This is a genomic window from Paracoccus beibuensis (genome assembly GCF_026162625.1).
GTDB lineage: Bacteria > Pseudomonadota > Alphaproteobacteria > Rhodobacterales > Rhodobacteraceae > Paracoccus > Paracoccus beibuensis.
This window is the reverse complement of record NZ_JAOTBD010000003.1, coordinates 135,348-158,377: the sequence shown is the minus strand read 5'-3', so window position 1 is coordinate 158,377 and position 23,030 is coordinate 135,348. Positions and strand designations below refer to the sequence as shown.

The following is a 23,030-nucleotide window of genomic DNA, read 5'->3' as shown; positions in this document are numbered from 1 at the left end:
AGGAACTGGCACGTGTATCAGGATGTTAGGCTGAAACCTCTTCGTGTTCCCCGGGCTTGAAGGTCGATCCATGCGTATCTTGCCTCCGCTTCCCAGTGCTGCTCCGTCCGTCGATCCCTTTGCCCTTGGAACCGCCGAGCGTGTGTCGCGCATGGTGTCGGACCTCAGGCTTGGCGTGCCGGTGGCGCTGCTGGGACAGCCCGAGGCCGCGCTGGTCCTTCCGGTCGAGACGCTCTCGGACGAACGGTTCGCGGCGCTTGGCAGGCCGTGCCAGCTGGTCGTGACGTCGCGCAGGGCCGAAGCGCTGCGCCACCGCCCGCACGAGGGCGAGGTCGAGCTGCTGCCCGTCCCCGCCGACGCGCGCTTGGACTGGATCCGGGCGCTTGCCGATCCGTCGCGCCGCATGGCCGCATCCGATGCCGTGCCGCAAGCGCCACAGCAGCAGCCGACATCGCTGCACCGCGCTGCGATCCGCCTGGTCAAGGCGGCCGAGCTTCTGCCCGCCGCCGTGGTGCTCACGGGCCCCGATGTCCTGCAGACCGCCATGCGCAACACCCTGGGCGTCCTTGGCGCTGACGAGGTCCTTTCGCACCTGCTGTTGCCCCGCAGCCCGCGCCCGGTGTCAGACGCGCGCGTGCCGATGCTGGCGGCGCGGAACGGGCGGCTGCACGTGTTCCGCGCGACCGACGGCGGACCCGAGCATTACGCGGTCGAGGTGGGACAGCCCGACCGGCAGACGCCTGTGCTGGTGCGGCTTCATTCTGCCTGCTTCACGGGCGATGTCCTCGGCAGCCTGAAATGCGACTGCGGACCTCAGCTTCAGGCCGCACTGGCCGCGATGGAGGCCGAGGGGTCGGGCGTCCTTGTCTATCTCAACCAGGAAGGGCGCGGCATCGGGCTGGCCAACAAGATGCGCGCCTATGCCCTGCAGGATCAGGGGCTGGACACGGTCGAGGCGAACCATCGGCTGGGGTTCGAGGATGACGAACGCGACTTCCGCACCGGCGCGGCCCTGCTGCGTCAAATGGGGATCGGTCGCGTGCGCCTGATGACCAACAACCCGGCCAAGATCTCGCGCCTTGACGGCGAAGGTATCGAGGTGGTCGAGCGGGTGCCGCTTCAGGTCGGCCGCGGGCCGGACAACACCCGCTACCTGGACACCAAGGCGCGCAAGTCGGGGCACCTGCTGGCATGACCGCCCTGGCGCTGTGGTGCGTGGCCGAGGGCCTGGCCGAGATCTGCGATGGCACGCTTGGCGACGGCGTCCTTGTCCAGACGATGTTCACCGGCATCAGCCGGGGAACCGAGCGGCTGGTCCTGTCGGGCGCCGTTCCAGCGTCCGAGCAGAACCGCATGCGCGCCCCCTTCCAGGAGGGAGACTTCCCGTTCCCGGTCAAGTACGGCTATGCCGCCGTCGGCCGCGCCGTCGAGGGGGACCTGGCGGGCCAGGCGGTCTTTGCCCTCTTTCCCCACCAGTCGCGGTTCCGGCTGCCTGCGAACGCGCTGATCCCGGTGCCTGACGCGGTTCCGCCCGAACGCGCCGTCCTGGCCGCCAACATGGAAACCGCGCTGAACATCCTTTGGGACAGCGATGCGGGCGCCGGCGACCGCATCGCCATCGTCGGGGGCGGGCTTGTCGGCCTTCTGGTCGCGTCGCTGGCCGCGCGCCTGCCGGGGGCAGAGGTCACGGTGATCGACCCGCTTCCCGCCCGCGAAGCGCTGGCCCGCAAGCTTGGCTGCGACTTCGCCGCGACCGGCGATGGCTTGCCGGACCAGGACGTGGTGATCCATGCCAGCGCCACCCAGGCGGGGCTGGTGGCGGCGCTTCATCTGGCTGGCCCCGAGGCCACGATCGTCGAGGCCAGCTGGCACGGGCAGGCGCAGGTGGCCCTGCCCCTTGGCGGCGCGTTCCACAGCCGCCGCCTGCGGGTCGTCAGCTCTCAGGTCGGATCCGTCCCGCCCGGGCGCGCGCCCCGCTGGACCTATCGCAGGCGGCTGTCCAAGGCGCTGGCGCTGCTGGCGGACGACCGGCTGGATGGGCTTGTGTCGGGTGAGACCGCCTTCACCGATCTGCCCGCCGCCTATCCGGGGATCCTGTCCGATCCCGCCACGTTATGTCACCGCGTCAGATACTGATTATCCTGAAGGAGCGCCAATGTTCGCAGTCGAAGTCCGGGACCACATCATGATCGCCCATTCCCTGCCCTCGCCCACCTTCGGGCCGGCGCAGGGCATGCACGGCGCCACCTTCACCGTCGACGCCGCCTTCTTCGCCGAGGCGCTGGACGACGAAAGCCTGGTCGTCGACATGGGCCTGGCGACCGAGGCGCTGGCCGAGGCGCTTGCGCCGCTCCGCTACAAGAACCTGGACGAGGTCGACGCCTTCGGCGGCACGTTCACCACGACCGAGTTTCTCTGCAAGCACATCTTCGACCAACTCGCGGGCAAGGCACGGTCGGGCGGCCTAGGCGATCCGGCGCGGCTGAAGCGGCTGCGCGTGACGCTGCATGAAAGTCACATGGCGCGGGCCTGGTTCGAGGGGGATCTCTGACGATGGGCTTCTCGGCCGAGTGGCTGGCCCTGCGCGAACCCGCGGACCTTGCGGCGCGGGACGCTGCACTGCTGGCCCGCGCCGTGGCTGCTACCGGACCCGAACCTGTGATCCTGGACCTGGGCTGCGGCACCGGATCGACCGTCAGGGCGCTGGCGCCGCACCTGCCCGGCCACGCCCGCTGGCATCTGGTCGACAACGATCCGCACCTGCTGAGGCAGGCAGCGGCCGAGGCCCCCGGCCAGGCGCAGCTGCACGAGCAGGACCTGGCGGACCTGGACGCCCTGCCGCTGGAGGGCGTGACGCTGGTCACCGCCTCGGCGCTGCTGGACCTGCTGCCCGCGGCCTGGATCGAGGGCCTGGCCGCGCGACTGGCGGCGGCGAAGCTGCCCTTCTATGCGGCGCTCTCCTATGATGGCATCATGGCGTGGGAGCCTGCCTTGCCGAAGGATGACGACGTGACCCGCGCCTTCAACGACCACCAGCGCAGCGACAAGGGACTGGGCCCGGCGCTCGGCCCCGATGCCGCGACGGTGGCCGCCACCATCTTCCGCGCCGCCGGGTTCCAGACGCAGCAGGCCATCAGCCCGTGGCGCATCGGGACAGAGGGCGTCCCGCTGCAGCGGGCGCTGGTGGACGGCATCGCGACGGCGGCGTCGCAGGCCGGCCAGCCGATGGCGCTGGAATGGGGCCGCACCCGCGCCGGGATGGCGACCGACAGCCGCTGCCTCATCGGGCATCTGGACCTTTTGGCGCTGCCACCCGGCGCCCCCTGACCAACCTGGAGAGGACGAGAACATGCAGGCCGTCGACGTCACCCCCCGGGTCTGGGACCGCATCCTGTCGGTTCGCAGCGGCCGGGCCTGCGCCTGCTGCGGCCGCTTCTCGGCCGGAGAGCGGGCGGCGCTGGACCTCTATGGCCCCGTCGCCCGGCGCGACCTGGGGCCGGTGACGGTGGCGCAGATCGGGCAGTCGCTGGACGGGCGGATCGCCACCGCCTCGGGCGATGCGCGCGACGTGTCGGGTCCGGACGGGCTGGCGCATCTGCACCGGCTGCGGGCGCTGGTCGACGGTGTCGTGATCGGGGTCGGCACGGCGCTGCACGACCATCCGCGCCTGACCGTGCGGCTGTGCAGCGGCCACGACCCGGCCCGGATCGTGATCGACCCGCGCGGCCGTCTGTTCGACGACGCACCGATGCTGGCCTCTACCGGCACCCGCCGCGTCGTCGTGCAGGGCGTCGACCGCCCCCGCCCCCAAGGCGTCGAGGTTCTGCGCCTGCCCCTGCGCGACGGGCGGCTGGACCCGGCCCAGATCCTGGACGGGCTGCGCGCAATCGATCTGGGGTCGCTGCTGATCGAGGGCGGCGGCACAACGATCGCGGGGTTTCTTGAACCGGGTCTGCTGGACCGCCTGCAGGTGTCGATCGCGCCGCTGATCATCGGGGCGGGTCCGCAAGGCCTGACCAGCAGGACGCCCATCGACCGCCTGAAGGACGCGCTGCGCCCCGACACCCGCGTCTTCGGGCTGGGCAGCGACATCGTCTTCGACTGCGGCATTGGCGATCTGGCCAGCCGCGGTACGCAGCCGGTCCATGTCAAGCAGCCGCTGACGCAGGTGGTCGCGACCGGCTAGAAGGACCAGCGCCCCTCGCCCAGGGCGGGGGCGGCGCCTTGGGCGACGGTGGCGTTGCGCGACAGGGTGATGGGCGTGCGCAGGCCCGCGATCCCCTCGGGCGCGACGACCATGCCGCGCGCCTGCGCCTGCGGGTCTGACAGCGCCTCCGATACCCGGTTGATCGGACCGGCGGGAACGCCAGCCGCGGTCAGCGCCGCGATCAGGTCGGCACGGTCGCGGGCGGCCGTCGCCTGCGTCAGGCGCGCGCACAGATCCTCGCGTCCCGCGACCCGCTGCGCGTTGGTCGCCAAATCGGGATCGGCGGCAAGACCGTCCAGCCCCAGCGCCAGGCACAGCGCGCGGAACTGCCGGTCGTTGCCGCAGGCGATGATCAGATGGCCGTCGCGGGCGGGAAACACCTGGTAGGGCACGATGTTCGGATGCGCGTTTCCCAGCCGCGACGGCTCGACGCCGCCCAGCAGGTGGTTGGCCGCCTGGTTCGCCAGCACACCAAGCGCGCAGTCGAAGAGCGCCAGGTCGACGTGCTGCCCCTGCCCCGACCGTGCCCGCTCGGCCAGCGCGGCCTGGATGCCGATGACGCCATAAAGGCCGGTGAAGATGTCGATCCAGGCGACGCCCACCTTCTGCGGCTCTCCCTTCGGGTCGCCGGTCAGGTCCATGATGCCGCCCATCCCCTGGATCAGGAAGTCGTATCCCGGCTGGCTGGCGCGCGGCCCCGTCTGCCCGAATCCCGTGACCGAGGCATAGACCAGCCCCGGATTGCGCGCCGCCATGCTGGCATAGTCCAGCCCGAACCGCGCCAACCCGCCCGCCTTGAAGTTCTCGATCACAACGTCGGCCTGGTCAATCAGCCCCTTCAGGCGCGCAAGGTCGCCCGGATCGTTGAAGTCGCAGGTGACGCTGGTCTTGCCGCGATTGGTGGAGTGGAAATAGGCGGCGACGGTTTCGGTGGTGCCGTCGGCGCGCGGGCGCTGGATGAACGGAGGGCCCCAGCGGCGCGTGTCGTCGCCTTCCGGCGCCTCCACCTTGATGACCTGCGCGCCCAGATCGGCCAGGGTCTGGCCGATCCAGGGACCGGCCAGGATGCGCGCAAGCTCGACGACCTTCAGCCCGGTCAAAGGTCCTTCAGGCAAAGGCCTGCAACCCCGTCTGCGCCCGCCCCAGGATCAGTGCGTGGACGTCATGCGTGCCCTCGTAAGTGTTGACGGTTTCGAGGTTCTGGGCGTGACGCATCACGTGATATTCGATCTGGATGCCGTTGCCGCCATGCATGTCGCGGGCCACGCGCGCGATATCCAGCGCCTTGCCGCAGTTGTTGCGCTTGATCAGCGAGATCATCTCGGGCGCGAAGCGGCCCTGGTCCATCAGCCGCCCGACGCGCAGCGATGCCTGCAGGCCAAGCGCGATCTCGGTCTGCATGTCGGCCAGCTTTTTCTGGTAAAGCTGCGTGGCGGCCAGCGGCCGGTTGAACTGCTTGCGGTCCATGCCATAGCGGTGGGCGCGGAACCAGCAATCCTCGGCCGCCCCCATGACGCCCCAGCTGATGCCGTAACGCGCGCGATTGAGGCAGCCGAACGGGCCCGACATGCCGCTGACGTTCGGCAGCAGCGCGTCCTCGCCAACCTCGACATCCTCCATCACGATCTCGCCGGTGATGGATGCCCGCAGGCTCAGCTTGCCGCCGATCTTGGGAGCCGACAGGCCCTTCATGCCCTTCTCCAGCACAAAGCCGCGGATCTTGCCGTCATGGGCGTCCGACTTGGCCCAGACCACGAAGACATCCGCGATCGGGCTGTTCGAGATCCACATCTTGGACCCGTTCAGGCGATAGCCGCCGTCGGTCTTCACAGCGCGGGTCTTCATGCCGGCGGGGTCCGACCCGGCGTCGGGTTCGGTCAGGCCGAAGCAGCCGATCCATTCGCCGCTGGCAAGCTTGGGCAGGTATTTCCGGCGCTGCTCCTCGGAACCGTAGGCGTGGATCGGGAACATCACCAGGCTGCTTTGCACCGACATCATCGACCGATAGCCGCTGTCGATCCGCTCGACCTCTCGGGCGACAAGGCCGTAGGCGACATAGGAGGCGCCGACCCCGCCATATTCCTCGGGGATGGTGACGCCCAGCAGGCCGCTGGCGCCCATCTCGGCAAAGATCTCGGGGTCGGTATGTTCATTCAGATAGGCCTCCTGCACGCGGGGGGCCAGCTTGTCGGCGGCAAAGGACGCGGCAGTTTCGCGGATCATCCGCTCGTCTTCCTCGAGCTGGTCGGTCAGCAGGAACGGGTCTTCCCAAGTGAAGGCGCCGCCCTTGTGGTCCACGGTGGTCTTGTCCAGCATGATCGGCCTTCCTGCATCGAATGACTGTTTTCCGTGGTCTAGTCCATTCCGATCCGAGACAGAAACGGTATTTCCACATGAGAACATGCATCCTATGAATGTTTGATGCGCCAACGCCGGTTCCTGCCATCCCTGTCCCAGCTGATCGCCTTCGAGGCCGTGATGCGTCACCGCTCCGTCACCGCCGCCGCGGATGAGCTGCACCTGACGCAAAGCACCGTCAGCCGGTTGATCGCCTCGCTTGAGCGCCAGCTGGGCAAGCCGCTGTTCACCCGTGACCGCAAGCGCCTGACGCCCACGCCCGAAGCGCAGATCTATGCCGCCAGCGTCACCCAAGGACTGGACGTGATCCAGCGCGCCAGCATGGGGCTGATCGCCAACCCAGGGGGCGGCGCGCTGTCGCTGTCGGTGCTGCCGACCTTTGCGACGCGCTGGCTGGCGCCGCGGATCGGGCAGTTCCTGGCCGACAATCCGGGCATCTCGATCAACCTGTCGACCAAGATCCAACGCTTCAGCTTCACGGCCGAGTCCTTTGATGCCGCGATCCATTTCGGTGCCGACGACTGGCCCGACGCGCGGCACATGAAGCTGTTCGACGAACGCCTGACGGCCTGCGCCTCGCCCGTTTTCCTGGCTCGTCACCCGATTGCTGGGCCTGACGACATGGCGGGCCTGCCGATGCTGCAGCTGGAGACGCGCCCGCAGGGCTGGCGGGCGTGGTTTCGCGCCCAGGGCGGCGCGGGGGGCGCGGTGTCCGGCATGGTGATGGACCAGTTCTCGATGATGATCCAGGCAGCGATCAGCGGTCTGGGCGTGGCGTTGCTGCCAAGCTACCTCGCGCAACCCGAGATCGACGAGTGCCGCCTGATGCCGATCCTTCGGCCTGCAGTCCCCGGCGACGGCGCCTATTGGCTGGCCTGGCCCGAGCGCGGCGACGGCAACCCGGCGCTGGTGCGGTTCCGCGCGTGGATCGCAGCCCAGGTGGCCGCTGACCGGCAGCAGGGGAGCGGCGCCGCAAAATATTCTTCACTGACAACCCCCTAACGTGAAACCGGCCAGATTCTGCCGAAAAACAGGAACACATCGCCGATCCGACTGTTGCACGTGCCCAATCCGACAACACAGGAGACGACGATGAAACAGCGTCTGACAAAGATCCTGGCGGCGTCGCTGCTCTGCTCGACAGCGGCACCGGCGCTTGCACAGGAAACCGCAGAAGGCATGGGTCAAGAGACCGGCTCCGACTATTGTGCACAGCTTGAACGCATCGCGGACGAATACAGCGACCGCCTGCAGCAGGTGTGGCTGGACGAGGCGCGCCCGGTGATGGAGGCTGGCGACGACGCCGCCTGCGAACCCTATGTCGTTCAGGTCAACGCCGCATTGGAGCAGGGCGAAGACGCCGACATGATCGAAGGACGGATCGTGGTGACCCAGCCCGACCCGACCGTTTCGGTCCAGCAGCCCGCACCCGAGGTCAGCGTCACGCAGCCCGAACCGCAGGTGGACGTGACCGTGCCGCGCCCGCGGATCATCGTGCGGCAGGCTCAGCCGACCGTCACCATCGACATGCCCCAGCCGACGGTGACGATCGACCAGCCCGAGCCCGAGATCATCGTGCAGATGCCCGACCCTCAGGTCGCCGTCTCGACCCCTGAACCGCAGGTTAACGTCGAGCAGGCCGAGCCGACCGTGAATGTCGAACAGGGCGAGGCCCAGGTCGATGTCGCGCTTCAGGACGCGCCCGAGGACGCCGACGGCGCCGAGGTCAACGTCGAGCAGGGGACGCCCCAGGTCCGGCTGAACGAACAGGGCGAAGCGCAGGTCGACCTGGAGCAGATGCAGCCCGAGGTCGTCTATGAATCCGCCGAGCCGATCATCGAGTTCACCCAGCAGGAAGAACCTCAGGTAGAATTCAATGAAAGCGGAGAGGCGAATGTCAGCGTCGAGGAGCAGGCGGGCGAACAGGCCGCAGCCCAGAACGCCGATCAGCAGGCCGACCCGCAGGCCATGCAGCAGCAGGCCGGCGAAACCGCCGCGACCGACTGGCGGCAGGGCCGCGAGCCGATGACCCCGCCGCAGACGGAACTTGCCGGCTATGTCGTGGTCGAGCAGAACACGATCTCGGTCGAGGAACTGAACGGTGCCGAAGTCTTCGGCCAGGACGACTCGAGCATCGGCAACGTCGAGGACGTGCGCCTGTCCGAAGATGGCGTGGTCGAGTTCTTCATCGTCGACGTCGGCGGCTTCCTGGGAATCGGCGCCCATACCGTCGCGCTTGGCCTTGACGAGGTGACCGTGCTGCGCAGCGAAGGGGGCGACGAAATCCGCGTCCATGTCGACGCCTCGCGGGAACAGCTGGAACAGATGCCCGCCTACGAGGCCTGATGACTGAAACGGGGCGCCACTGGCGCCCCGTCCTCAGATAATCCAATCATCACGTGGTAAAGAGCTTGGCCTGATGTGCGTTGAAGAGACGACCCCGAGGGATCACTCGTCGCCCGGCGGATCGATGGCGTTGCGCAGGATCGCCCGCGCCCGAGAGATGCGGCTTTTCACGGTCCCGATGTCGCAGTCCAGGATTTCTGCTGCATTGAGGTAGCTTTCGCCGATCACGCCGACCAGCACGATCGCCTCGCGGTAATGCGTCGGCATCGCGTCCAAGGCCTGCCAAAGCTCGTTGTTGCGCAGGTGCCATTCCTGCGTTGGCTGCGTGCTGGGCCCGATCGAGACGCAGTCGGCCGAACCGGTCGGTTCCCTCGCCGCCTTCTTGCGGTTCGTATAGAAGCGGTTGCGCATGATGGTGAAAAGCCACGCGCGCATGTAGGTGCCGGGGCGATAGCTGTCCGCGTGTTCGATCGCGCGCACCAGCGTCTCCTGGACCAGATCTTCCGCCTCGGTCGGGTTGCCACACAGCGACTGGCCGTACGCATGCAGCGCCCGGACGTGGTCGAGTAAGTCGTCTGACATGCGTTGCCTTCCGTCAGCCTGTCCGTCTCGCGATCTTCGCTTGGCGAAATTGTTGTCACGTGTGCCAATGCACGGGAACGGCGTTGGGTTCCGCAGCGGGCGCCCCTTCTGCCGTTCGGCGAAAGCCGCCCGGCAGCGGCAGCTTGGTCCTTCGGCAGGAACATTAGGGGGCGGTTCCGGTTACGCGGCGGACACCTTCGACAGGAGCCGATTCATGACCCGCTATCCCAAGCCGCCCTTCCCCAAACAGACGCAGGAGCTGCCCGGAAGCTTCATGCGCATGGACCCGGTGCCCGACCATGGGGAGGACGGCTGGCGTGGCGCAGGTCGCCTGGCCGGCAAGACGGCGCTGATCACCGGCGGCGACAGCGGCATCGGCCGTGCCGTGGCGATCGCCTATGCCCGCGAAGGTGCAGATGTTGCACTGTCCTATCTGTCCGAGGACGAGGACGCGCGGTCGACCGCCCAACTGCTCGAGGCCGAGGGACGGCGCTGCCTGTGCTTCGAAGGCGATATCGCCGACGCCGCCCATTGCCGCAAGATCGTCGACGAAATCATCGGGGCGTGGGGCCAGCTGGACATCCTGGTCAACAATGCCGGTCACCAGAACCTGTTCGACAGGATCGAGGACATCCCCGACGAGGAGTGGCGCCGCACCTTCGCCACGAATATCGACGCGATCTTCTATCTGTGCAAGGCCGCCATGCCGCACCTGAAGGAGGGCGCGTCGATCATCAACACCGTGTCGATCAACTCGGACCAGCCCAGCCCGTCGCTTCTGGCCTATGCCTCGACCAAGGGGGCAATCCAGAATTTCACCATGGGGCTTGCGCAGATGGTCGCGGACCGTGGCGTCCGCGTGAACTGCGTGGCGCCCGGCCCGGTCTGGACGCCGTTGATCCCCGGCAGCTTCAAGGCCGAAGCGGTGTCGGAATTCGGCGCCAACTATCCCATGGGCCGTCCCGCGCAACCGGTCGAACTGGCATCCGCCTATGTGATGCTGGCAGAGGACATGTCCAGCTATGTCTCGGGCGCGACCATCGCCGTCACCGGCGGCAAGCCCTTCATCTGAGAAAGGTACAAGAATGCGCAAGGAACTGATGACGATGTTCGGCCTGGGGCTGCTGGCCGGACTGGCCGCACCGTCGCTGATGCGGCGCATGCCGGTCAGCGACCCCCACGGGCCACGCCACCGCGTCCGCGACGCGGGACCCGAAGAGATGGCCAGCCCGCCCCGGGACTGGGACCGCGTGGACGAGATGTCGGACGAATCCTTCCCGGCCAGCGATCCGCCGGCGACCTATTGATGGTGCGAAGCAAAGGAATATCACATGAGCAAGGACCCTCCTCCGACCGACCGCGGCGGTGCGCCCGACAACCCCGACATGCTGCGGCGAGAGATCGACCGCGGCGCGGCGGCCGACAAGGTCGACTATCCCGACCCTGCCGCCTCGCCCCTTGGCACCGATGCCGAGGCCGGGGGCACCCCGGTCACCCCTGCCGAGGCGCATGTCGCAGCAAGCGACCAGCGCCGCCGAGAGGAACGGGCCGGACGAGAGACGCAGAACGTCCAAGCCCCGAGCGGGACCGGGTGGCTGTGGCCGGTCGTGCTGCTGGTCCTGGTGATCCTTCTAGGGATCTGGGCACTGGTCTAGGCGTGACCCTCTTCATCCTTCAATCCATCCGATGCCTTGGGCGGGGCGAACCCTGGCGCCTCGGCCTGTTGCAGGGCCTCGGCCAGTCGCGCAGCCAAGGCGCGAACCTCGTCCGACAGCGGCGTCATCGCGACATCCGCCTGCATCTCGCAAAGCGCCTTGTTCAGGCGCCTCTCCTCGTCCACCGGTTTACCCACCATTCAACACCCTTGGGCCAACAACTCGACTAACATAAGTCAATTTCTGGAAAATACGATCCCTCGACGGCTGCGACCATTTGAACCAGTGGAAAAGTGGCCGCAGTCGCAAGGCAACAAGATCCGTGCAAACCGTCCTGCAGAGGTCCGAAAACATGACGAACAGCGACCAAGACGCCGGCGTGCGCGATCTTCAGCGCGAATTCGCACCGCTGCGGCAGAGTCTTCAGCAGATGCCGCTGTCAGAAGAGGTTCGTGCCCTTGTCGCGCGGCTGCGCCTGGCGTTGCAGGCCCTGCCACGCAACTAGGCCCGCAGGCCGGCTGTCAGCGCCGCCGCCCGCGGTCCGACCGGGTCAGCATCCGGCCCAAAAGGACAGTGGCGCCGCCGAAAACCGCCAGTCTGACCATGGTCTTCGTCACGTCGTTCCCGCTGGTGCGCAACCCCCCGTCGATGCCGCCCGCGATCCTTGGCGGCTCGTGCAGATTCCCGTCGGAAATTGCCGACCGTGGCGCGCGCGCGAAATAGCCCCGCAGAAAGCCGCCCATCAGGTGCGTGCTCAGCTGCGGAGAGATCGCGTGGCCGACGCGCACCAGCGCGGTGACGGCGCCGACCATGGTGGTGGCCCTTGGCCGGTCAGCGACGCGGCAGATGGCGCGGGCCACGCGCCGCGCGTCCAGCAGCGGCGGGGGTGCCGACAGGCGGCGGCCGGTATAGTTCGCGCCGTGGCCGATCCCGGGCGTATCCACGAAGGACGGATAGATGTCGCAGACATGGATGCCGGGTTGGTCCTGCAACTCGCCACGCAAGGCCTCGGAAAAGCCGCGAAGGCCGAACTTGCTGGCCCCGTAGGCCGCGGCGAAGGGCGTCGAGGCAAATCCGCCAAGCGAGATCACGTTGACGAAGACCCCCTGCCCCTGCGCACGAAAGATCGGCAGGGCGGCATGCGCCTCGTTCATGTGGCCGATCAGATTGGTGCGGATGACACGCTCGTGCGCCTCCATCGGGACTTGGTCATAGCGGCCGACGGCCCCGACGCCCGGGTTGCTGACCCAGACGTCGATCCCGCCGCCGAAGTCGCAGGCGGCCTCGGCCAGCGCGCGGACATGGTCGATCTCGGCGATGTCGACCTGGACCGCCAGCGCGGCGGCGCCTTTGGCGCGGCAGCGGCGGGCGACGGCTTCGGTCGCGTCCAGGTCGCGCGCCGCAAGGACGAGGATCGCCCGTTCGGCGGCAAACGCCTCGGCCGTGGCCTCGCCGATGCCGCTGGAGGCGCCGGTGATCACGACGACGCGGGGGCTTTGCGCATGGTGCATTCTACGCTCCTTCACTGGCCGCCCGTTGGTGGGCGGCGTGTCTGCGGGATGAACCGGCGACCCGGCCGCATGTTCCCGGGGCGGGGAACAACTGCGCGGCTTTGCGGTTGGTGACACCTCCCCGCCCGATGCCAAGGGGCCGACGGCCCGGCATCTTCAGAACAACCCCGGAGCCATCATGCACAGACGCAAGACTGACATCGTGACGATCACCGGGCTGGCCGCACTTGCCATCGGCGCGGCCGCCATCACGCGGATGATGAACGAAGCAAAGGACCGGCCGCCTGACAGTGCGCCGGGACGGACGGCCAAGCAGTCGCGGTTTGGCCGTTATGTCGTCGCGGGGCGCACCGTGACCATCGACGCGCCGCGCGACCGCATCCACGCGGTGTGGCACGACCCCGAACAGTTGGTGCGGTTCATGCAGGACCTCCGCGCGGTCGAACGCGGCCCCGGGGACGAGATGACGTGGGTCATCGCCACCCCCGGCGGTGACGCCCGCGTCCGCACGCGTCTGGTCGAGGATCGCCCGGGCGAGGCGCTGGCCTGGCGGTCGGTCGAAGGTTCGGATTTCGACATCGAGGCCAAGGTGCAACTGCGCGACGCCCCCGCGGGCCGCGGCACCGAGGTCGAGGCCCATGTGGCCTGGCGCCCGCATTGGGGCGTGGCCGGCCAATGGGCTGCCAAGCTGCGCCGGGTCGATCCCCGCACCCGCGGCCGGCACGAGCTGAAGCGGCTGAAGATGCTGCTGGAAACCGGCGAGATCGCAACAAACGCCAATCAAAGGAACGCCTGATGCGCGCACTCACCTGGCACGGCAAGCATGATGTCCGGGTCGAAAACGCCCCCGACCCCGAAATCGTCAACCCCCGCGACGCGATCATAGAGGTGACCTCGACCGCGATCTGCGGGTCGGACCTGCACCTTTACGACGCCGTCATTCCCGGCGTCGCCAAGGGCGACATCCTGGGCCACGAGTTCATGGGCCGCGTCGTCGAGACGGGTCCGAAGTCGACCCTGCAGAAGGGCCAGCGCGTCGTGGTGCCCTTCACGATCAGTTGCGGCAGCTGCTTCTTCTGCAAGGCAAGCCTCTATTCCGCCTGCGACAATTCGAACCCGGTCGAAAAGCAGGACGCATCCGAGATGCTCTATGGCCACGCCATGAGCGGGCTTTTCGGATATTCGCACCTGACGGGCGGTTATCCGGGCGGACAGGCCGAATATGTCCGCGTGCCGTTTTCCGACGTGGGCCCGATCGTCGTTCCCGACGGCGTCCCGGACGAACAGGTGCTGTTCCTGTCCGACATCCTGCCCACCGGCTGGATGGCGGCCGAAAACTGCGACATCCAGCCCGGCGACACCGTCGCGGTCTGGGGCTGCGGTCCGGTGGGCCTCTTTGCGGTCCAGTCGGCGCTGCTGATGGGCGCGGGCAAGGTCATCGCCATCGATCATTATCCGCACCGTCTCGAACTTGCGCGCCGCCTGGGGGCAGAGGTCATCGACTTCAAGCAGACCCACGTCCTGGAAGCCTTGATGGAGATGTCGGGCGGGCTTGGCCCCGACGCGGTGATCGACGCCGTTGGCATGGAAAGCCACGGTTTCGCGCCCGACAACCTGCTGGATTCCGCCAAGCAGAGGATCGGCATCGGCGCCGACAGCGCGCATGCGCTGCGCATGGCGCTGATGGCGGTACGCAAGGGCGGGCGCGTGTCGGTGCCCGGCGTCTATGGCGGCATGGCCGACAAGTTCCCGCTGGGGGCGCTGATGGAAAAGGGCCTGCAGATCCGCACCGGCCAGACCCATGTCCAGCGCTACACCAAGGAGCTTCTGCACCGGATCATGGAGGGAGAGATCGACACGACCTTCCTGATCTCTCACCGCCTGCCGCTCGAGGAAGCCGCGCTCGGCTATCGCAACTTCCACGACAGCCAGGACGAGTGGACCAAGGTCGTACTGACCCCCTGACGCGGGAACATCGGCGCGCCCCGCCGGTTCTTGACCCATTCCGAAAGGAGGACACAATGGCACATGCAGACAAGAAGGGCTTCGGCCCTGGACAGCAGGACCAAGGCAAGGGCGACGGCACCGGCGGGCTTACCCCCGCCGACCCCGGCACCCGTCTGCCCGAGGAAGCCCTGACGAACCGCGACACCTCGCAACATTCCGACCAGCGCGGGCTGGATTCAGCCCATGTCCAGAACGAACAGGGTCATGCGAACGTGGACAACCATGGTCCCGGTCGCGGCGAACCTGGCGCTGCCGCCGACAAGGACAAGCTGGCAGACGAACGCCCGAGCGAACGGGAGGACGAGGCATGAGCAACAAGCATCCGAAGACGACCGACCCGTCCGACAAGGACCTTCGCGAGGATCCGGGCATCGGACGGTCCAAAGGCGCGACCCGCAAGGACCCGCCGATCGAGGGCGAGAACACCTTCACCGGCGACATCGCCAATGACACCACGCCGCAAGGGGGGATTGATCCCTCTCAGCGCGGACGGACCAACAAGTAAAGGAGCGCCCGACATGGCAACGACCGTGGGAACCGAAGACACGATCCAGGACCTCGTCAAGAACCTGATCCTGCTGGAACGCGACGCCATCGCGGCCTACGAGACGACAATCGAGAAGCTGTCCGACACCACCATCGCCAGCCAGATCGAGAACTTTCGTCAGGACCACCTGCGGCACCTCGAGGTGCTGAACGAGATGGCTGCCGAAACGGGTGCCGAGGCGCCGCTGGAAGGCGACATGAAGCAGATGCTGACCACCGGCAAGGTGACGCTGGCCGGATTGATGGGCGACGGTGCCATTCTCAAGGCGATGAAGACCAACGAGGACGACACGGTCACCGCCTATGACCGTGCAGCCGCCCACCGCGACGCGATCCCAAAGTCGCGGAGCTTCTTCGAGAAGGCCTTGGCCGACGAACGCCGGCACCGCGAATGGATGGAGCGGACGGCGGAAGCCCTCTGATCCAGTTGCCCCGACGACCATGCCGGCGCCTGATGGGCGCCGGTTTCGTATCGGGCGGTTCCATGCCCATCAGGGACCATGAGGGATGAGGTCCGGCAGCCCCATCAGGCGCGACAGCCGCATCGCGCCCTGCCCTGCCCTGCCCTGCCCTGCCCTGAACGGGTAACGTCCGGAACATGCCGCCATCACATGGTGATGATCGAGGGGAAAATTCCTGTCCTCACGTCGATGCAGCGTCGTCAGTCGGAGCTTCCGCAGGTGAGCGATTTTCTCCCCAGATCTGCCAGAAGCAGAGACTTGCAATTCTCGGGCCGCTTCGGTGCTGGACGCAGGCTCTCACTCCTGACGCCCCATGGTGTCGACCCGCTTTGACGACACTTGCTGACGCTCCGCTCTCCCTAGGAAAGCGCCGGCCACTTGCAACCGGCAGCGCACCATTCGAGGTGACCGCCGCAGTTCATCCATCAGCCGACAGCAACCCGGCCGACGAAGCCGCAGGTTCCATCTCGACGCTGGCGCGCGTGCGGGGCAGCGCGCCCTTCTGGTCGGCCTGCAGGTAGGCAAGCAGGCGTTCGCGGATCTCGCAGCGCAGGTCAAAGGCGCGGCCGGCGTTGCGGGCGCTGGCCAGCACGCGGACCTCGACGACCCTCTCGCGGAAATCGGTTACCTGCAGCACGAAGGTTTCTCCGTTCCACAGGGCCGAGGCGCGGACGATCCGCTCGGCCTCGGCCCGCAGGTTGGGGATCGAGACGTCGTAGTCCACGTAGAGCATCACGACGCCGATCAGCGTCGCATCGCTGCGGGTCCAGTTCTGGAACGGTGTCTCCATGAAATAGTTCAGCGGCACGATCAGCCGCCGCTTGTCCCAAGCCCTGACGACGACATAGGTCGCGGTGATCTCCTCGACATTGCCCCATTCGCCTTCGACGATCACCGCGTCGTCGATGCGGATGGGCTGCGTCAGCGCCAGCTGGATGCCCGCCAGAAGGTTGCGCAGGACGGGCTGCAGCGCCAGGCCGACGACGATGCCCGCCGCCCCGGCCGAGGCCAGCAGGCTGACGCCGTATTGCCTGACGCCGTCGACGGTCATCAGCGCGGCGCTGATGCCGATGGCGATGATCAGCACGTCGCCCACGCGATGCAGGATGCGGGTCTGGGTCACGTGCTTGCGAGCGGTCAGGTTATCCTCGACATCCAACCGGAACCGGCGCAGGTGCAGCGCCATCCAGATGTCCAGCGCGGCGCGGAACACCATCGTCACGCAAGCAATGAAGGCCAGCAGCAGCAGGTGGCGCAGCAGCCGCGTTTCCGGCGCGGGAAGCGGCGCTGCATTGGATGCAACAGACACCGCGACGATGATCAGCGCAAGCTGCACGGCGCCGCGGGTCCGCGCCAGAAGCGGTCGCCAGAAGACGCCCCGGCCCGAAAGAAGGCGCAGCGCCAGGCGCTGGATCAGCAGCCAGGCGATCCAGGCAAGGACAAGCGAAAGGGCGAAGACGAGGGCGGTCTCGGTCCAGAGGGTCATGCAATCTCCGTCATCGTGTCGGGCTGAAAGCCTCGCGGGTCGAACAAATCCTGCCGCATCGGGTTCCACGCCCGGGCCGCATCCTGTCGGCGCATTTCCGCAACCGCCTGCTGCGGCATGTTTTCCGGTGCAACCATCGGCTTCGACGGCGGGATGTCGGAACATTCGTCGCATCCGGGCGCTTGGGTAGGGGAAGACACGGCCCGTCGGCGGGCGGACGCAAGGCGGAAGGCAAATCGATGACCCGCAGACAGGATCAGGGGGGAACCGCGACATGGACGACCGAGGTGCTGGTAATCGGCGGCGGCTTCGCAGGGCTAGAGGTCGGGCGCGCCCTGGGTCGCGCCGGGATCCCCACGATGATCGTGGACCGGCGCAATCACCACCTGTTCCAGCCGCTGCTCTACCAGGTCGCGACGGCCGCGCTGTCGGCGGCCGACGTGGCCGAGCCGGTGCGCAAGATCCTGCGCCGGTACCGCTCGGTGCAGGTGATCCTGGGAGAGGTCGAGCAGATCGATGCCACGCTCTGCCGGGCGCGGCTGGGTGGGGGCGAGGTGATCTCGTACCGGCACCTCGTCCTGGCGCCGGGGTCGGGGCACAGCTATTTCGGCCACGATGACTGGGCGGCGCACGCCCCCGGCCTGAAGACCATCGAGGACGCCCGCAGCATCCGCTCGCGGCTTTTGGTCGCCTTCGAACGGGCCGAGCGCTGCACCGACCCCGAAGAGAAACGCCGGCTTCTGACTTTCGCGATCATCGGCGCCGGCCCGACCGGGGTCGAACTTGCCGGCTCGATCTCGGAACTGGGCCGGCTGACCTTGGCGCGAGAGTTCCGCACCATCGACCCCGCGTCGATCCGCATCATGCTGATCGAGGCGGGCCCGCGCATCCTGTCCGGTTTTCCCGAGGAGATGGCCGATTATGCCCGCGACCGGCTTGCGCGGCGCGGCATCGAGATAAGAACGAAGACGCCCGTCGAACACATCGGCCCCGAGCAGATCCGGATGGCGGGGCAGAGCATCGATGTCGGCCTGATCATCTGGGCCGCCGGGGTGCGACCGTCGCCGCTGGCGGCCCAAGTGGCGGAAACCGATCGGGGCGGCCGCGCCGTCGTCGACGCGCGTCTTCTTGTTCCGGGCTTCAGCAACGTCTTCGTTCTGGGCGACGCGGCGGCCTGCCCGGACGCCGAGGGGAACCCCCTGCCTGGCCTGGCGCAGGTCGCCCAGCAGCAGGGCCGGCATCTTGGCCGCGCCCTGGTCGCCCATATCCGCGACAACCGCCCCCTGCCCGAGTTCCGCTATCGCAGCCGGGGCAACACCGCGATCATCGGTCGGCACGCCGCCGTGTTCGACCACCACCGCTTCAAGCTGCGCGGCTGGATCGCCTGGCTGGCCTGGGCGCTGATCCACGTTTATCTGCTGGTCGGCTTCCAGAACCGCGTGCTGGTCTCGACGCAGTGGCTGTGGCGCTACCTGACCGAAGATCGCGGCGCCCGCGTCATCGACGGTGAGGTGGCCGAGAAGGCAGCCCTGCAAAAGGGGCCAAGCTCTGACGCCTGAACGGTCGATGCCGGGCTTGGTCGGAACATTATCGACATGGGCAGGTTCAGCGGGTCACCGCACATAAAAGGATACTTTCCGATGCGCCAGATCCTTCAGACAACTTGCATCGCGCTGCTTGCGTTCACCGCACCTGCCGTCGCGCAGGACAGCCCGCGGCCGAAGCCCGCTCGGACCGAAGGACTTGGCGGATCGCCAGCCGCGGCAGGCGCCGTCGTCGGCGGAGGCGGAGGCGAGATGGATGCCCGGACGGAAACGGACACCCGGTCGGACACCGAGGAAGAAGAGCCGCGCGAGGATGACGGCGAAGCGATCGACGAGGATGCAGAGCCGCAGCAGTGAACTGCCGCCCTTCTCGGCATCGGCAACGGACGCCTGCCGGGGTCGCCCCGGCGAGCGTCATTCGTCCTGGGGCTTGGCCATCTTGCGGTGCAGCCCTGCCAGAACCGCCTTGGGGGTGATGTGCGACATCGCCGCCTGAGCCTTGTTCTTCCACCCCGAGACGACTTCCGGCTTGCCCGACATCATTGCGTCATAACCCGCGCGCGCGACCATCAGCGGGTCGTCCTTCGGCGCCTGCCCGACCTGCGTGTCGCACATCCCGGCGCGCTGGAAGAACTGGGTGTCCGTCGGACCGGGTTCGAGGCAGGTGACCGTCACGCCGGTGCCGTCAAGTTCTCGGACCAGCGCCGCCGCAAGCGAATTCACATAGGCCTTCGTCGCGTTGTAGACCGCCTGATAGGTCCCCGGCATGTTGCCGGCGATCGAGCCGGTCATCAGGATGCGGCCAGACCCCCGCCGCACCATGCGCCCGGCAATCTCATGGGTCAGCATGGTCGTGCCAAGGACGTTCGTCCCCAGCACCTGCAGGATGTCCTCGGGCTGCTGATCCAGGAATGATTGGCCAAGCCCGCGTCCGGCATTGGCGAAGAAGAGGTCGGGGACACGCGCGCCCAACCTCTCCAGCAGGGCGTCGACGCCTTCCTGGACCGACAGGTCGGCCGACAGCGTCTCGATGGCGACGCCGGTTTCGGACAGGTCGTCCATGCGGGTGACGCCGCTGTCGTCCGACACGATCAGCAGGTCATACCCGTCCTCGGCGGCCAACTGCGCCAGACAGCGCCCGATGCCAGTCGACCCGCCGGTCACGAGCGCCAGTTTGTCCTGTGTCATTGCGTCTTTCCTCTTGTGATTCTGGTCGGGCCACCGGTCGGGCGGCCCACCCGAGACCTTTTGATGGATCAGATCTGTTGGGACTGCGCGCCGCTCTTGGGCTTGGCCTTGCCGAGGTTCGGCTTCTCGCCAAGCGGCTGGAAGACGCGCGTGGTGAATTCGCCCTTGCCATCCATCGATGTGCCCTGCGACCAGCGACCCTGCGCAGGTTCGCTGCCATCCGCCTGGAAGCCCAGGTAGGCATAGCTGAATTCCTGCGCCTCCATGTCCTGCGGGAAGCTGTTCGGGATCGGGAAGTTCCCTTCGGCGCCGCCCAGATCCTCGAGCGCGGCCATGAACTGGTTCTGGTGCATGGTGTCGCGGGCGATCAGATAGGCCAGCATGTCCTTCATGCCCGGATCGTTCGTCATGTTGTAGAGCCGCACGGCCAGCGTCCGACCGGTGGCTTCGGCCGTCACATTGGCGGTCATGTCGGCGGCGATGTTGCCGCTGGCATAGATGTGGGACATGTCGAAGGGCACGCCGTCGCTGTCCACAGGCATGGCCGACAGCCCCGCCGACAGAAGGTTCTTGAGGTTGAGGCCCCCCAGGACAGCGCCGTTGATCGGATCGCCGGCGGCTTCCTCCTGCATGCTCAGTGGCGCACCTTCCAGGTTCAGCGCGACGGCGGTGGCCAGCATCTCGATATGGCCAAGCTCTTCGGCGGCCGTGTTCATCAGCAGGTCGCGGTACTTGGGGTTCCCGCGCGCGCCGCAGGCCTGGAAGAAGTATTGCATCGCGACACGCACCTCGCCCTCGACGCCGCCGATGGCCTGTTGCAGGGCCCGGGCGAACAGCGGATTCGGCGTCTCGACGCGGACCGGGTATTGCAGCTTGTTGTCGGTATAGAACATTGTGGAACTCCGTTATGACAATATGCGGCGCGGCCGCCCGTCCGGGCGGGACCGCGACGACCTGTCCGGCACCATCGTGGGTCCAGGGTCATCGGGCGGCTGAACCGGCCAGACCCGCCTTTGTTCCCGCCGCATCCGTCGAAGCGCCCGCCTTGCAGTAGATGTCGTCCAGGACGTCGGCCAGAACCGTCAGTCGCTCGGCCTCGGGGTCAAAGCCCGCGCCCTGCCGCAGACGCCGCGCCCAGTCCGCGCCTGCACGCCCGCCCCAGTCGTCCGGCGGCGCGACCAGCTGGTGCGACGAGGTTCCCTGGTGGTGCCACGTCCCGAAGTCGAAGAAAGAGCCGTCGATATTCGCCACCGCGCCGCCGCCGTTCGTGCCGAAGGCGTCCATGCCGATGATTGCATCGCGCCCGGCCGGAAGGTTCCATGAACAGGCCAGACGGATCACCGTTCCCTGCGGCGTTTCCAGCGTCGCCAGGACAAAATCCTCGACCACGTGCGGATCGTCGGGCAAGGGCTGGCCGCCAGCGCGGGCATGGGCGGACAGGCAGGCCGCGCCGTCCGCATCCAGCGACCACAGCGCCATGTCGACCAGGTGGATGCCCAGGTCGATCAGGCAGCCCCCGCCTGACAGCCGCCGGTCGCGGAACCACGGCTTGTCGGGTCCATAGGCGTTGTGGAAGGTCAGGTCGACCGTGTGCACCTGCCCCAGATCGCCCCCGCGGATCAGGTCGCGCAACGCGACGAAAGCCTGTGTGTGGCGATAGCTGAGGTCGGTCGCGAGCAACCGGTCGGCCTTGCGCGCGGCCTGGACCACGGCAGCGGTTTCGGCGGCGTCGCGGCCCAAGGGCTTCTGGCAGAAGACGGCCGCCCCGGCCTCCAGCGCCTCGATCGACTGCGCGGCATGCATGGCCGAGGGCGTGGCGATCACCACTCCGTCGGGTTCCTGGTCCAGCAACGCGCGCAGGTCGTGGCCGGTCGCCGCATCCGGCGCAACCTCGGCCGCGGCGCGAACCGCGTCGGCGTCGGGGTCGGCCAGTGCCACGATCTCGATGTCGCCGGCATCGGCCATCGCCTGCATCCGGTGCCTGCCGATCCAACCGAGGCCGAGGAAGGCGATGCGCGGGTGCGTCAGAGCTGCGGGGCGGGCAAGGGTGCTCAGTTGCATTGGATCAGCGCCTTCACGAAGTTTCCGGGTTTGTCGCGGGTGGCGTCCAGCGCGGTGCCAAGCTCCTCCAGCGGATAGGTCGCGGAATAAAGCGGGCGCGGGTCCAGCCGCCCCTCGGCAACCGCGCGCACCGCGTCGCGCATGCCGCGCAGCACCACCTGCGGGTCGCGCTCGTGCGCGTTGATGACGTCCATGCCCTTCCAGTTCCACATCTGCATGTTGACCTGCCGCGGCCCGTCCTGGTGATAGCCCGCGATGACCAGCTGCCCGCCTTCGCAGACCAGTTCGGCGGCCAAATCCAGCGGCCATTGCTTGCCCACGACCTCGATCACGGTGTCGCACATCCGCCCGCCGGTCAGGCGCTTGACGTCCTCGATGATGCGCCAGTGGTCGTCCATGACGATCACCTGCTCGGCCCCCACGCCGCGGGCCAGCTGCAGAGAACTGTCGCGCCGGGAAATCGCGATCACCCGCGCGCCGGCCTGCGCGGCCTGCCGCACCAGCAAGGCACCCAAGAACCCGATCCCGATGATTGCGACGGTGTCGCCGGGCCGGATTGCGGCGCGATGAAACACGTTGACGGCGCATCCGAGCGGTTCGGCCGGGACGGGCTGGCCCGCAAGGCTGGCGGGCAGCGGAATGACATCGGCGGCGGGCACGGTTTCATGCGTGGCAAAGCCGTGCTGCCCGGCGAAGGCCACGCGCTGGCCCGCTTCCAGGTGGCGCACCTGCGGACCGACGGCCTCAATCACGCCCCAAGCCTCGTGTCCCAGCGCACCGGGCTCCAGCGGGAAGTCCATCCACTCGGGTCCCGCCCAAGGCCCCAGGTTCGAGGCGCAGACGCCGCAGCCCTCGATCGCAATGCGCACCTCGGCCGCGTCGGGGTCGCGCGGAGTGATGGGCACGATCTCGACGCGACCGGGTTCGACGATGCGGGCGGCACGTGGGGTGCCGCCTGCGGCTTTCGATGCGGTCCAGGTCTTGGGGTGGGCGTTCATCATCTGCGTCTCCGGGTCGGTGTGTCGGGTGGGGCGGCGCCTCTGCGCCACCCCGACGGTCCGAGAACAAGAAGCTGGAA

Annotated in this window: 28 protein-coding genes; 18 read left to right on the top strand and 10 right to left on the bottom strand. The window is 67.8% G+C overall.

The window, feature by feature from the left end; translation table 11 throughout:
- Positions 1 to 70 precede the first annotated feature (70 nt).
- The 5 genes from ribA to OC159_RS03600 are packed head-to-tail and all read left to right on the top strand — an operon-like array spanning position 71 to position 4,186.
- Positions 71 to 1,195, top strand: a complete 1,125-nt coding sequence (gene ribA, locus OC159_RS03620) for a GTP cyclohydrolase II (protein WP_265499788.1) — start codon at positions 71 to 73, stop codon at positions 1,193 to 1,195.
- Positions 1,192 to 2,136 (top strand): zinc-dependent alcohol dehydrogenase, encoded by a 945-nt coding sequence (locus OC159_RS03615; RefSeq protein ID WP_265499787.1) that lies wholly within the window; start codon positions 1,192 to 1,194, stop codon positions 2,134 to 2,136. Before ribA ends, OC159_RS03615 begins: the two co-directional genes overlap by 4 nt.
- 19 nt (positions 2,137 to 2,155) lie before the next feature.
- Positions 2,156 to 2,551, top strand: coding sequence for a 6-pyruvoyl trahydropterin synthase family protein (locus OC159_RS03610; RefSeq protein WP_265499786.1), 396 nt, complete (start codon positions 2,156 to 2,158; stop codon positions 2,549 to 2,551).
- A gap of 2 nt (positions 2,552 to 2,553) precedes the next feature.
- A complete protein-coding gene (locus tag OC159_RS03605) occupies positions 2,554 to 3,327 on the top strand; it encodes a class I SAM-dependent methyltransferase (protein WP_265499785.1) in 774 nt (257 codons plus the stop codon).
- Positions 3,328 to 3,349: 22 nt separating this feature from the next.
- Positions 3,350 to 4,186 carry a RibD family protein gene (locus OC159_RS03600; RefSeq protein ID WP_265499784.1) on the top strand — a complete coding sequence of 279 codons (837 nt, stop codon included), beginning with the start codon at positions 3,350 to 3,352 and terminating at the stop codon, positions 4,184 to 4,186.
- Here OC159_RS03600 and OC159_RS03595 read toward each other — a convergent pair.
- Both OC159_RS03595 and OC159_RS03590 read right to left on the bottom strand, forming a co-directional pair.
- Positions 4,183 to 5,322: a CaiB/BaiF CoA transferase family protein gene (locus tag OC159_RS03595; RefSeq protein ID WP_265499783.1), complete on the bottom strand. Its 1,140-nt coding sequence runs from the start codon at positions 5,320 to 5,322 to the stop codon at positions 4,183 to 4,185. The two genes, OC159_RS03600 and OC159_RS03595, sit on opposite strands and share 4 nt — an antisense overlap.
- Complete coding sequence (locus OC159_RS03590) at positions 5,315 to 6,523, bottom strand: acyl-CoA dehydrogenase (protein ID WP_265499782.1); 1,209 nt, start codon at positions 6,521 to 6,523, stop codon at positions 5,315 to 5,317. The genes OC159_RS03595 and OC159_RS03590 overlap by 8 nt, the downstream gene beginning before the upstream one ends.
- Positions 6,524 to 6,628: 105 nt before the next feature.
- Between OC159_RS03590 and OC159_RS03585 the strand changes: the two genes are divergently transcribed.
- Together OC159_RS03585 and OC159_RS03580 are read left to right on the top strand one after the other, a co-directional pair.
- Positions 6,629 to 7,567: a LysR substrate-binding domain-containing protein gene (locus OC159_RS03585; protein ID WP_265499781.1), complete on the top strand. Its 939-nt coding sequence runs from the start codon at positions 6,629 to 6,631 to the stop codon at positions 7,565 to 7,567.
- A gap of 90 nt (positions 7,568 to 7,657) precedes the next feature.
- Positions 7,658 to 8,911: a PRC-barrel domain-containing protein gene (locus tag OC159_RS03580; RefSeq protein WP_265499780.1), complete on the top strand. Its 1,254-nt coding sequence runs from the start codon at positions 7,658 to 7,660 to the stop codon at positions 8,909 to 8,911.
- A 102-nt stretch (positions 8,912 to 9,013) separates the two neighbouring features.
- Here OC159_RS03580 and OC159_RS03575 read toward each other — a convergent pair whose 3' ends face one another.
- The gene (locus OC159_RS03575) at positions 9,014 to 9,493 is read right to left on the bottom strand and encodes a sigma-70 family RNA polymerase sigma factor (RefSeq protein WP_265499779.1); all 480 of its coding nucleotides are present in this window, start codon (positions 9,491 to 9,493) and stop codon (positions 9,014 to 9,016) included.
- A gap of 214 nt (positions 9,494 to 9,707) precedes the next feature.
- Here OC159_RS03575 and OC159_RS03570 point away from each other — a divergent pair, with 214 nt between their 5' ends.
- From OC159_RS03570 to OC159_RS03560, 3 genes are read left to right on the top strand one after another with little or no spacing between them, the layout of a single operon-like run.
- A complete protein-coding gene (locus OC159_RS03570; protein ID WP_265499778.1) occupies positions 9,708 to 10,565 on the top strand; it encodes an SDR family oxidoreductase in 858 nt (285 codons plus the stop codon).
- Positions 10,566 to 10,578: 13 nt separating this feature from the next.
- Positions 10,579 to 10,800: a hypothetical protein gene (locus OC159_RS03565; RefSeq protein ID WP_265499846.1), complete on the top strand. Its 222-nt coding sequence runs from the start codon at positions 10,579 to 10,581 to the stop codon at positions 10,798 to 10,800.
- Positions 10,801 to 10,824: 24 nt separating this feature from the next.
- Complete coding sequence (locus OC159_RS03560) at positions 10,825 to 11,148, top strand: hypothetical protein (RefSeq protein WP_265499777.1); 324 nt, start codon at positions 10,825 to 10,827, stop codon at positions 11,146 to 11,148.
- Here OC159_RS03560 and OC159_RS03555 read toward each other — a convergent pair.
- Complete coding sequence (locus OC159_RS03555; RefSeq protein WP_265499776.1) at positions 11,145 to 11,348, bottom strand: hypothetical protein; 204 nt, start codon at positions 11,346 to 11,348, stop codon at positions 11,145 to 11,147. The genes OC159_RS03560 and OC159_RS03555 overlap by 4 nt on opposite strands.
- Positions 11,349 to 11,500: 152 nt before the next feature.
- Here OC159_RS03555 and OC159_RS03550 point away from each other — a divergent pair, with 152 nt between their 5' ends.
- Positions 11,501 to 11,653, top strand: a complete 153-nt coding sequence (locus tag OC159_RS03550) for a hypothetical protein (protein ID WP_265499775.1) — start codon at positions 11,501 to 11,503, stop codon at positions 11,651 to 11,653.
- A 16-nt stretch (positions 11,654 to 11,669) separates the two neighbouring features.
- Here OC159_RS03550 and OC159_RS03545 read toward each other — a convergent pair whose 3' ends face one another.
- Positions 11,670 to 12,659 (bottom strand): SDR family oxidoreductase, encoded by a 990-nt coding sequence (locus tag OC159_RS03545; RefSeq protein ID WP_265499774.1) that lies wholly within the window; start codon positions 12,657 to 12,659, stop codon positions 11,670 to 11,672.
- A gap of 178 nt (positions 12,660 to 12,837) precedes the next feature.
- Between OC159_RS03545 and OC159_RS03540 the strand changes: the two genes are divergently transcribed.
- Genes OC159_RS03540 through OC159_RS03520 form a run of 5 tightly spaced genes read left to right on the top strand, consistent with a single transcriptional unit; the run spans position 12,838 to position 15,634 of the window.
- On the top strand, positions 12,838 to 13,455 hold the full coding sequence (locus OC159_RS03540) for an SRPBCC family protein (protein ID WP_265499773.1): 618 nt from the start codon (positions 12,838 to 12,840) through the stop codon (positions 13,453 to 13,455).
- Positions 13,455 to 14,624 (top strand): zinc-dependent alcohol dehydrogenase, encoded by a 1,170-nt coding sequence (locus tag OC159_RS03535; protein ID WP_265499772.1) that lies wholly within the window; start codon positions 13,455 to 13,457, stop codon positions 14,622 to 14,624. The genes OC159_RS03540 and OC159_RS03535 overlap by 1 nt, the downstream gene beginning before the upstream one ends.
- Before the next feature lie 56 nt (positions 14,625 to 14,680).
- Positions 14,681 to 14,977: a hypothetical protein gene (locus OC159_RS03530; protein WP_265499771.1), complete on the top strand. Its 297-nt coding sequence runs from the start codon at positions 14,681 to 14,683 to the stop codon at positions 14,975 to 14,977.
- Positions 14,974 to 15,171 carry a hypothetical protein gene (locus tag OC159_RS03525; RefSeq protein WP_265499770.1) on the top strand — a complete coding sequence of 66 codons (198 nt, stop codon included), beginning with the start codon at positions 14,974 to 14,976 and terminating at the stop codon, positions 15,169 to 15,171. The genes OC159_RS03530 and OC159_RS03525 overlap by 4 nt, the downstream gene beginning before the upstream one ends.
- A gap of 13 nt (positions 15,172 to 15,184) precedes the next feature.
- Entirely contained in the window at positions 15,185 to 15,634 is a 450-nt protein-coding gene (locus OC159_RS03520) for a ferritin-like domain-containing protein (protein WP_265499769.1), read from the top strand.
- A 457-nt stretch (positions 15,635 to 16,091) separates the two neighbouring features.
- Here OC159_RS03520 and OC159_RS03515 read toward each other — a convergent pair whose 3' ends face one another.
- On the bottom strand, positions 16,092 to 17,159 hold the full coding sequence (locus tag OC159_RS03515) for a mechanosensitive ion channel family protein (protein WP_265499768.1): 1,068 nt from the start codon (positions 17,157 to 17,159) through the stop codon (positions 16,092 to 16,094).
- Positions 17,160 to 17,398: 239 nt separating this feature from the next.
- Here OC159_RS03515 and OC159_RS03510 point away from each other — a divergent pair, with 239 nt between their 5' ends.
- Together OC159_RS03510 and OC159_RS03505 are read left to right on the top strand one after the other, a co-directional pair.
- On the top strand, positions 17,399 to 18,718 hold the full coding sequence (locus OC159_RS03510) for an NAD(P)/FAD-dependent oxidoreductase (protein WP_265499767.1): 1,320 nt from the start codon (positions 17,399 to 17,401) through the stop codon (positions 18,716 to 18,718).
- A gap of 81 nt (positions 18,719 to 18,799) precedes the next feature.
- Positions 18,800 to 19,060, top strand: coding sequence for a hypothetical protein (locus tag OC159_RS03505; RefSeq protein WP_265499766.1), 261 nt, complete (start codon positions 18,800 to 18,802; stop codon positions 19,058 to 19,060).
- Positions 19,061 to 19,117: 57 nt separating this feature from the next.
- Here OC159_RS03505 and OC159_RS03500 read toward each other — a convergent pair whose 3' ends face one another.
- The 4 genes from OC159_RS03500 to OC159_RS03485 form a co-directional block, all read right to left on the bottom strand.
- Positions 19,118 to 19,891, bottom strand: coding sequence for an SDR family NAD(P)-dependent oxidoreductase (locus OC159_RS03500; RefSeq protein WP_265499765.1), 774 nt, complete (start codon positions 19,889 to 19,891; stop codon positions 19,118 to 19,120).
- 68 nt (positions 19,892 to 19,959) lie between these two features.
- The gene (locus OC159_RS03495; RefSeq protein ID WP_265499764.1) at positions 19,960 to 20,784 is read right to left on the bottom strand and encodes a manganese catalase family protein; all 825 of its coding nucleotides are present in this window, start codon (positions 20,782 to 20,784) and stop codon (positions 19,960 to 19,962) included.
- 88 nt (positions 20,785 to 20,872) lie between these two features.
- Positions 20,873 to 21,952: a Gfo/Idh/MocA family protein gene (locus OC159_RS03490; protein ID WP_265499763.1), complete on the bottom strand. Its 1,080-nt coding sequence runs from the start codon at positions 21,950 to 21,952 to the stop codon at positions 20,873 to 20,875.
- Positions 21,943 to 22,953, bottom strand: a complete 1,011-nt coding sequence (locus OC159_RS03485; protein WP_265499762.1) for an MDR/zinc-dependent alcohol dehydrogenase-like family protein — start codon at positions 22,951 to 22,953, stop codon at positions 21,943 to 21,945. Before OC159_RS03485 ends, OC159_RS03490 begins: the two co-directional genes overlap by 10 nt.
- Between the last annotated feature and the right edge of the window lie 77 nt (positions 22,954 to 23,030).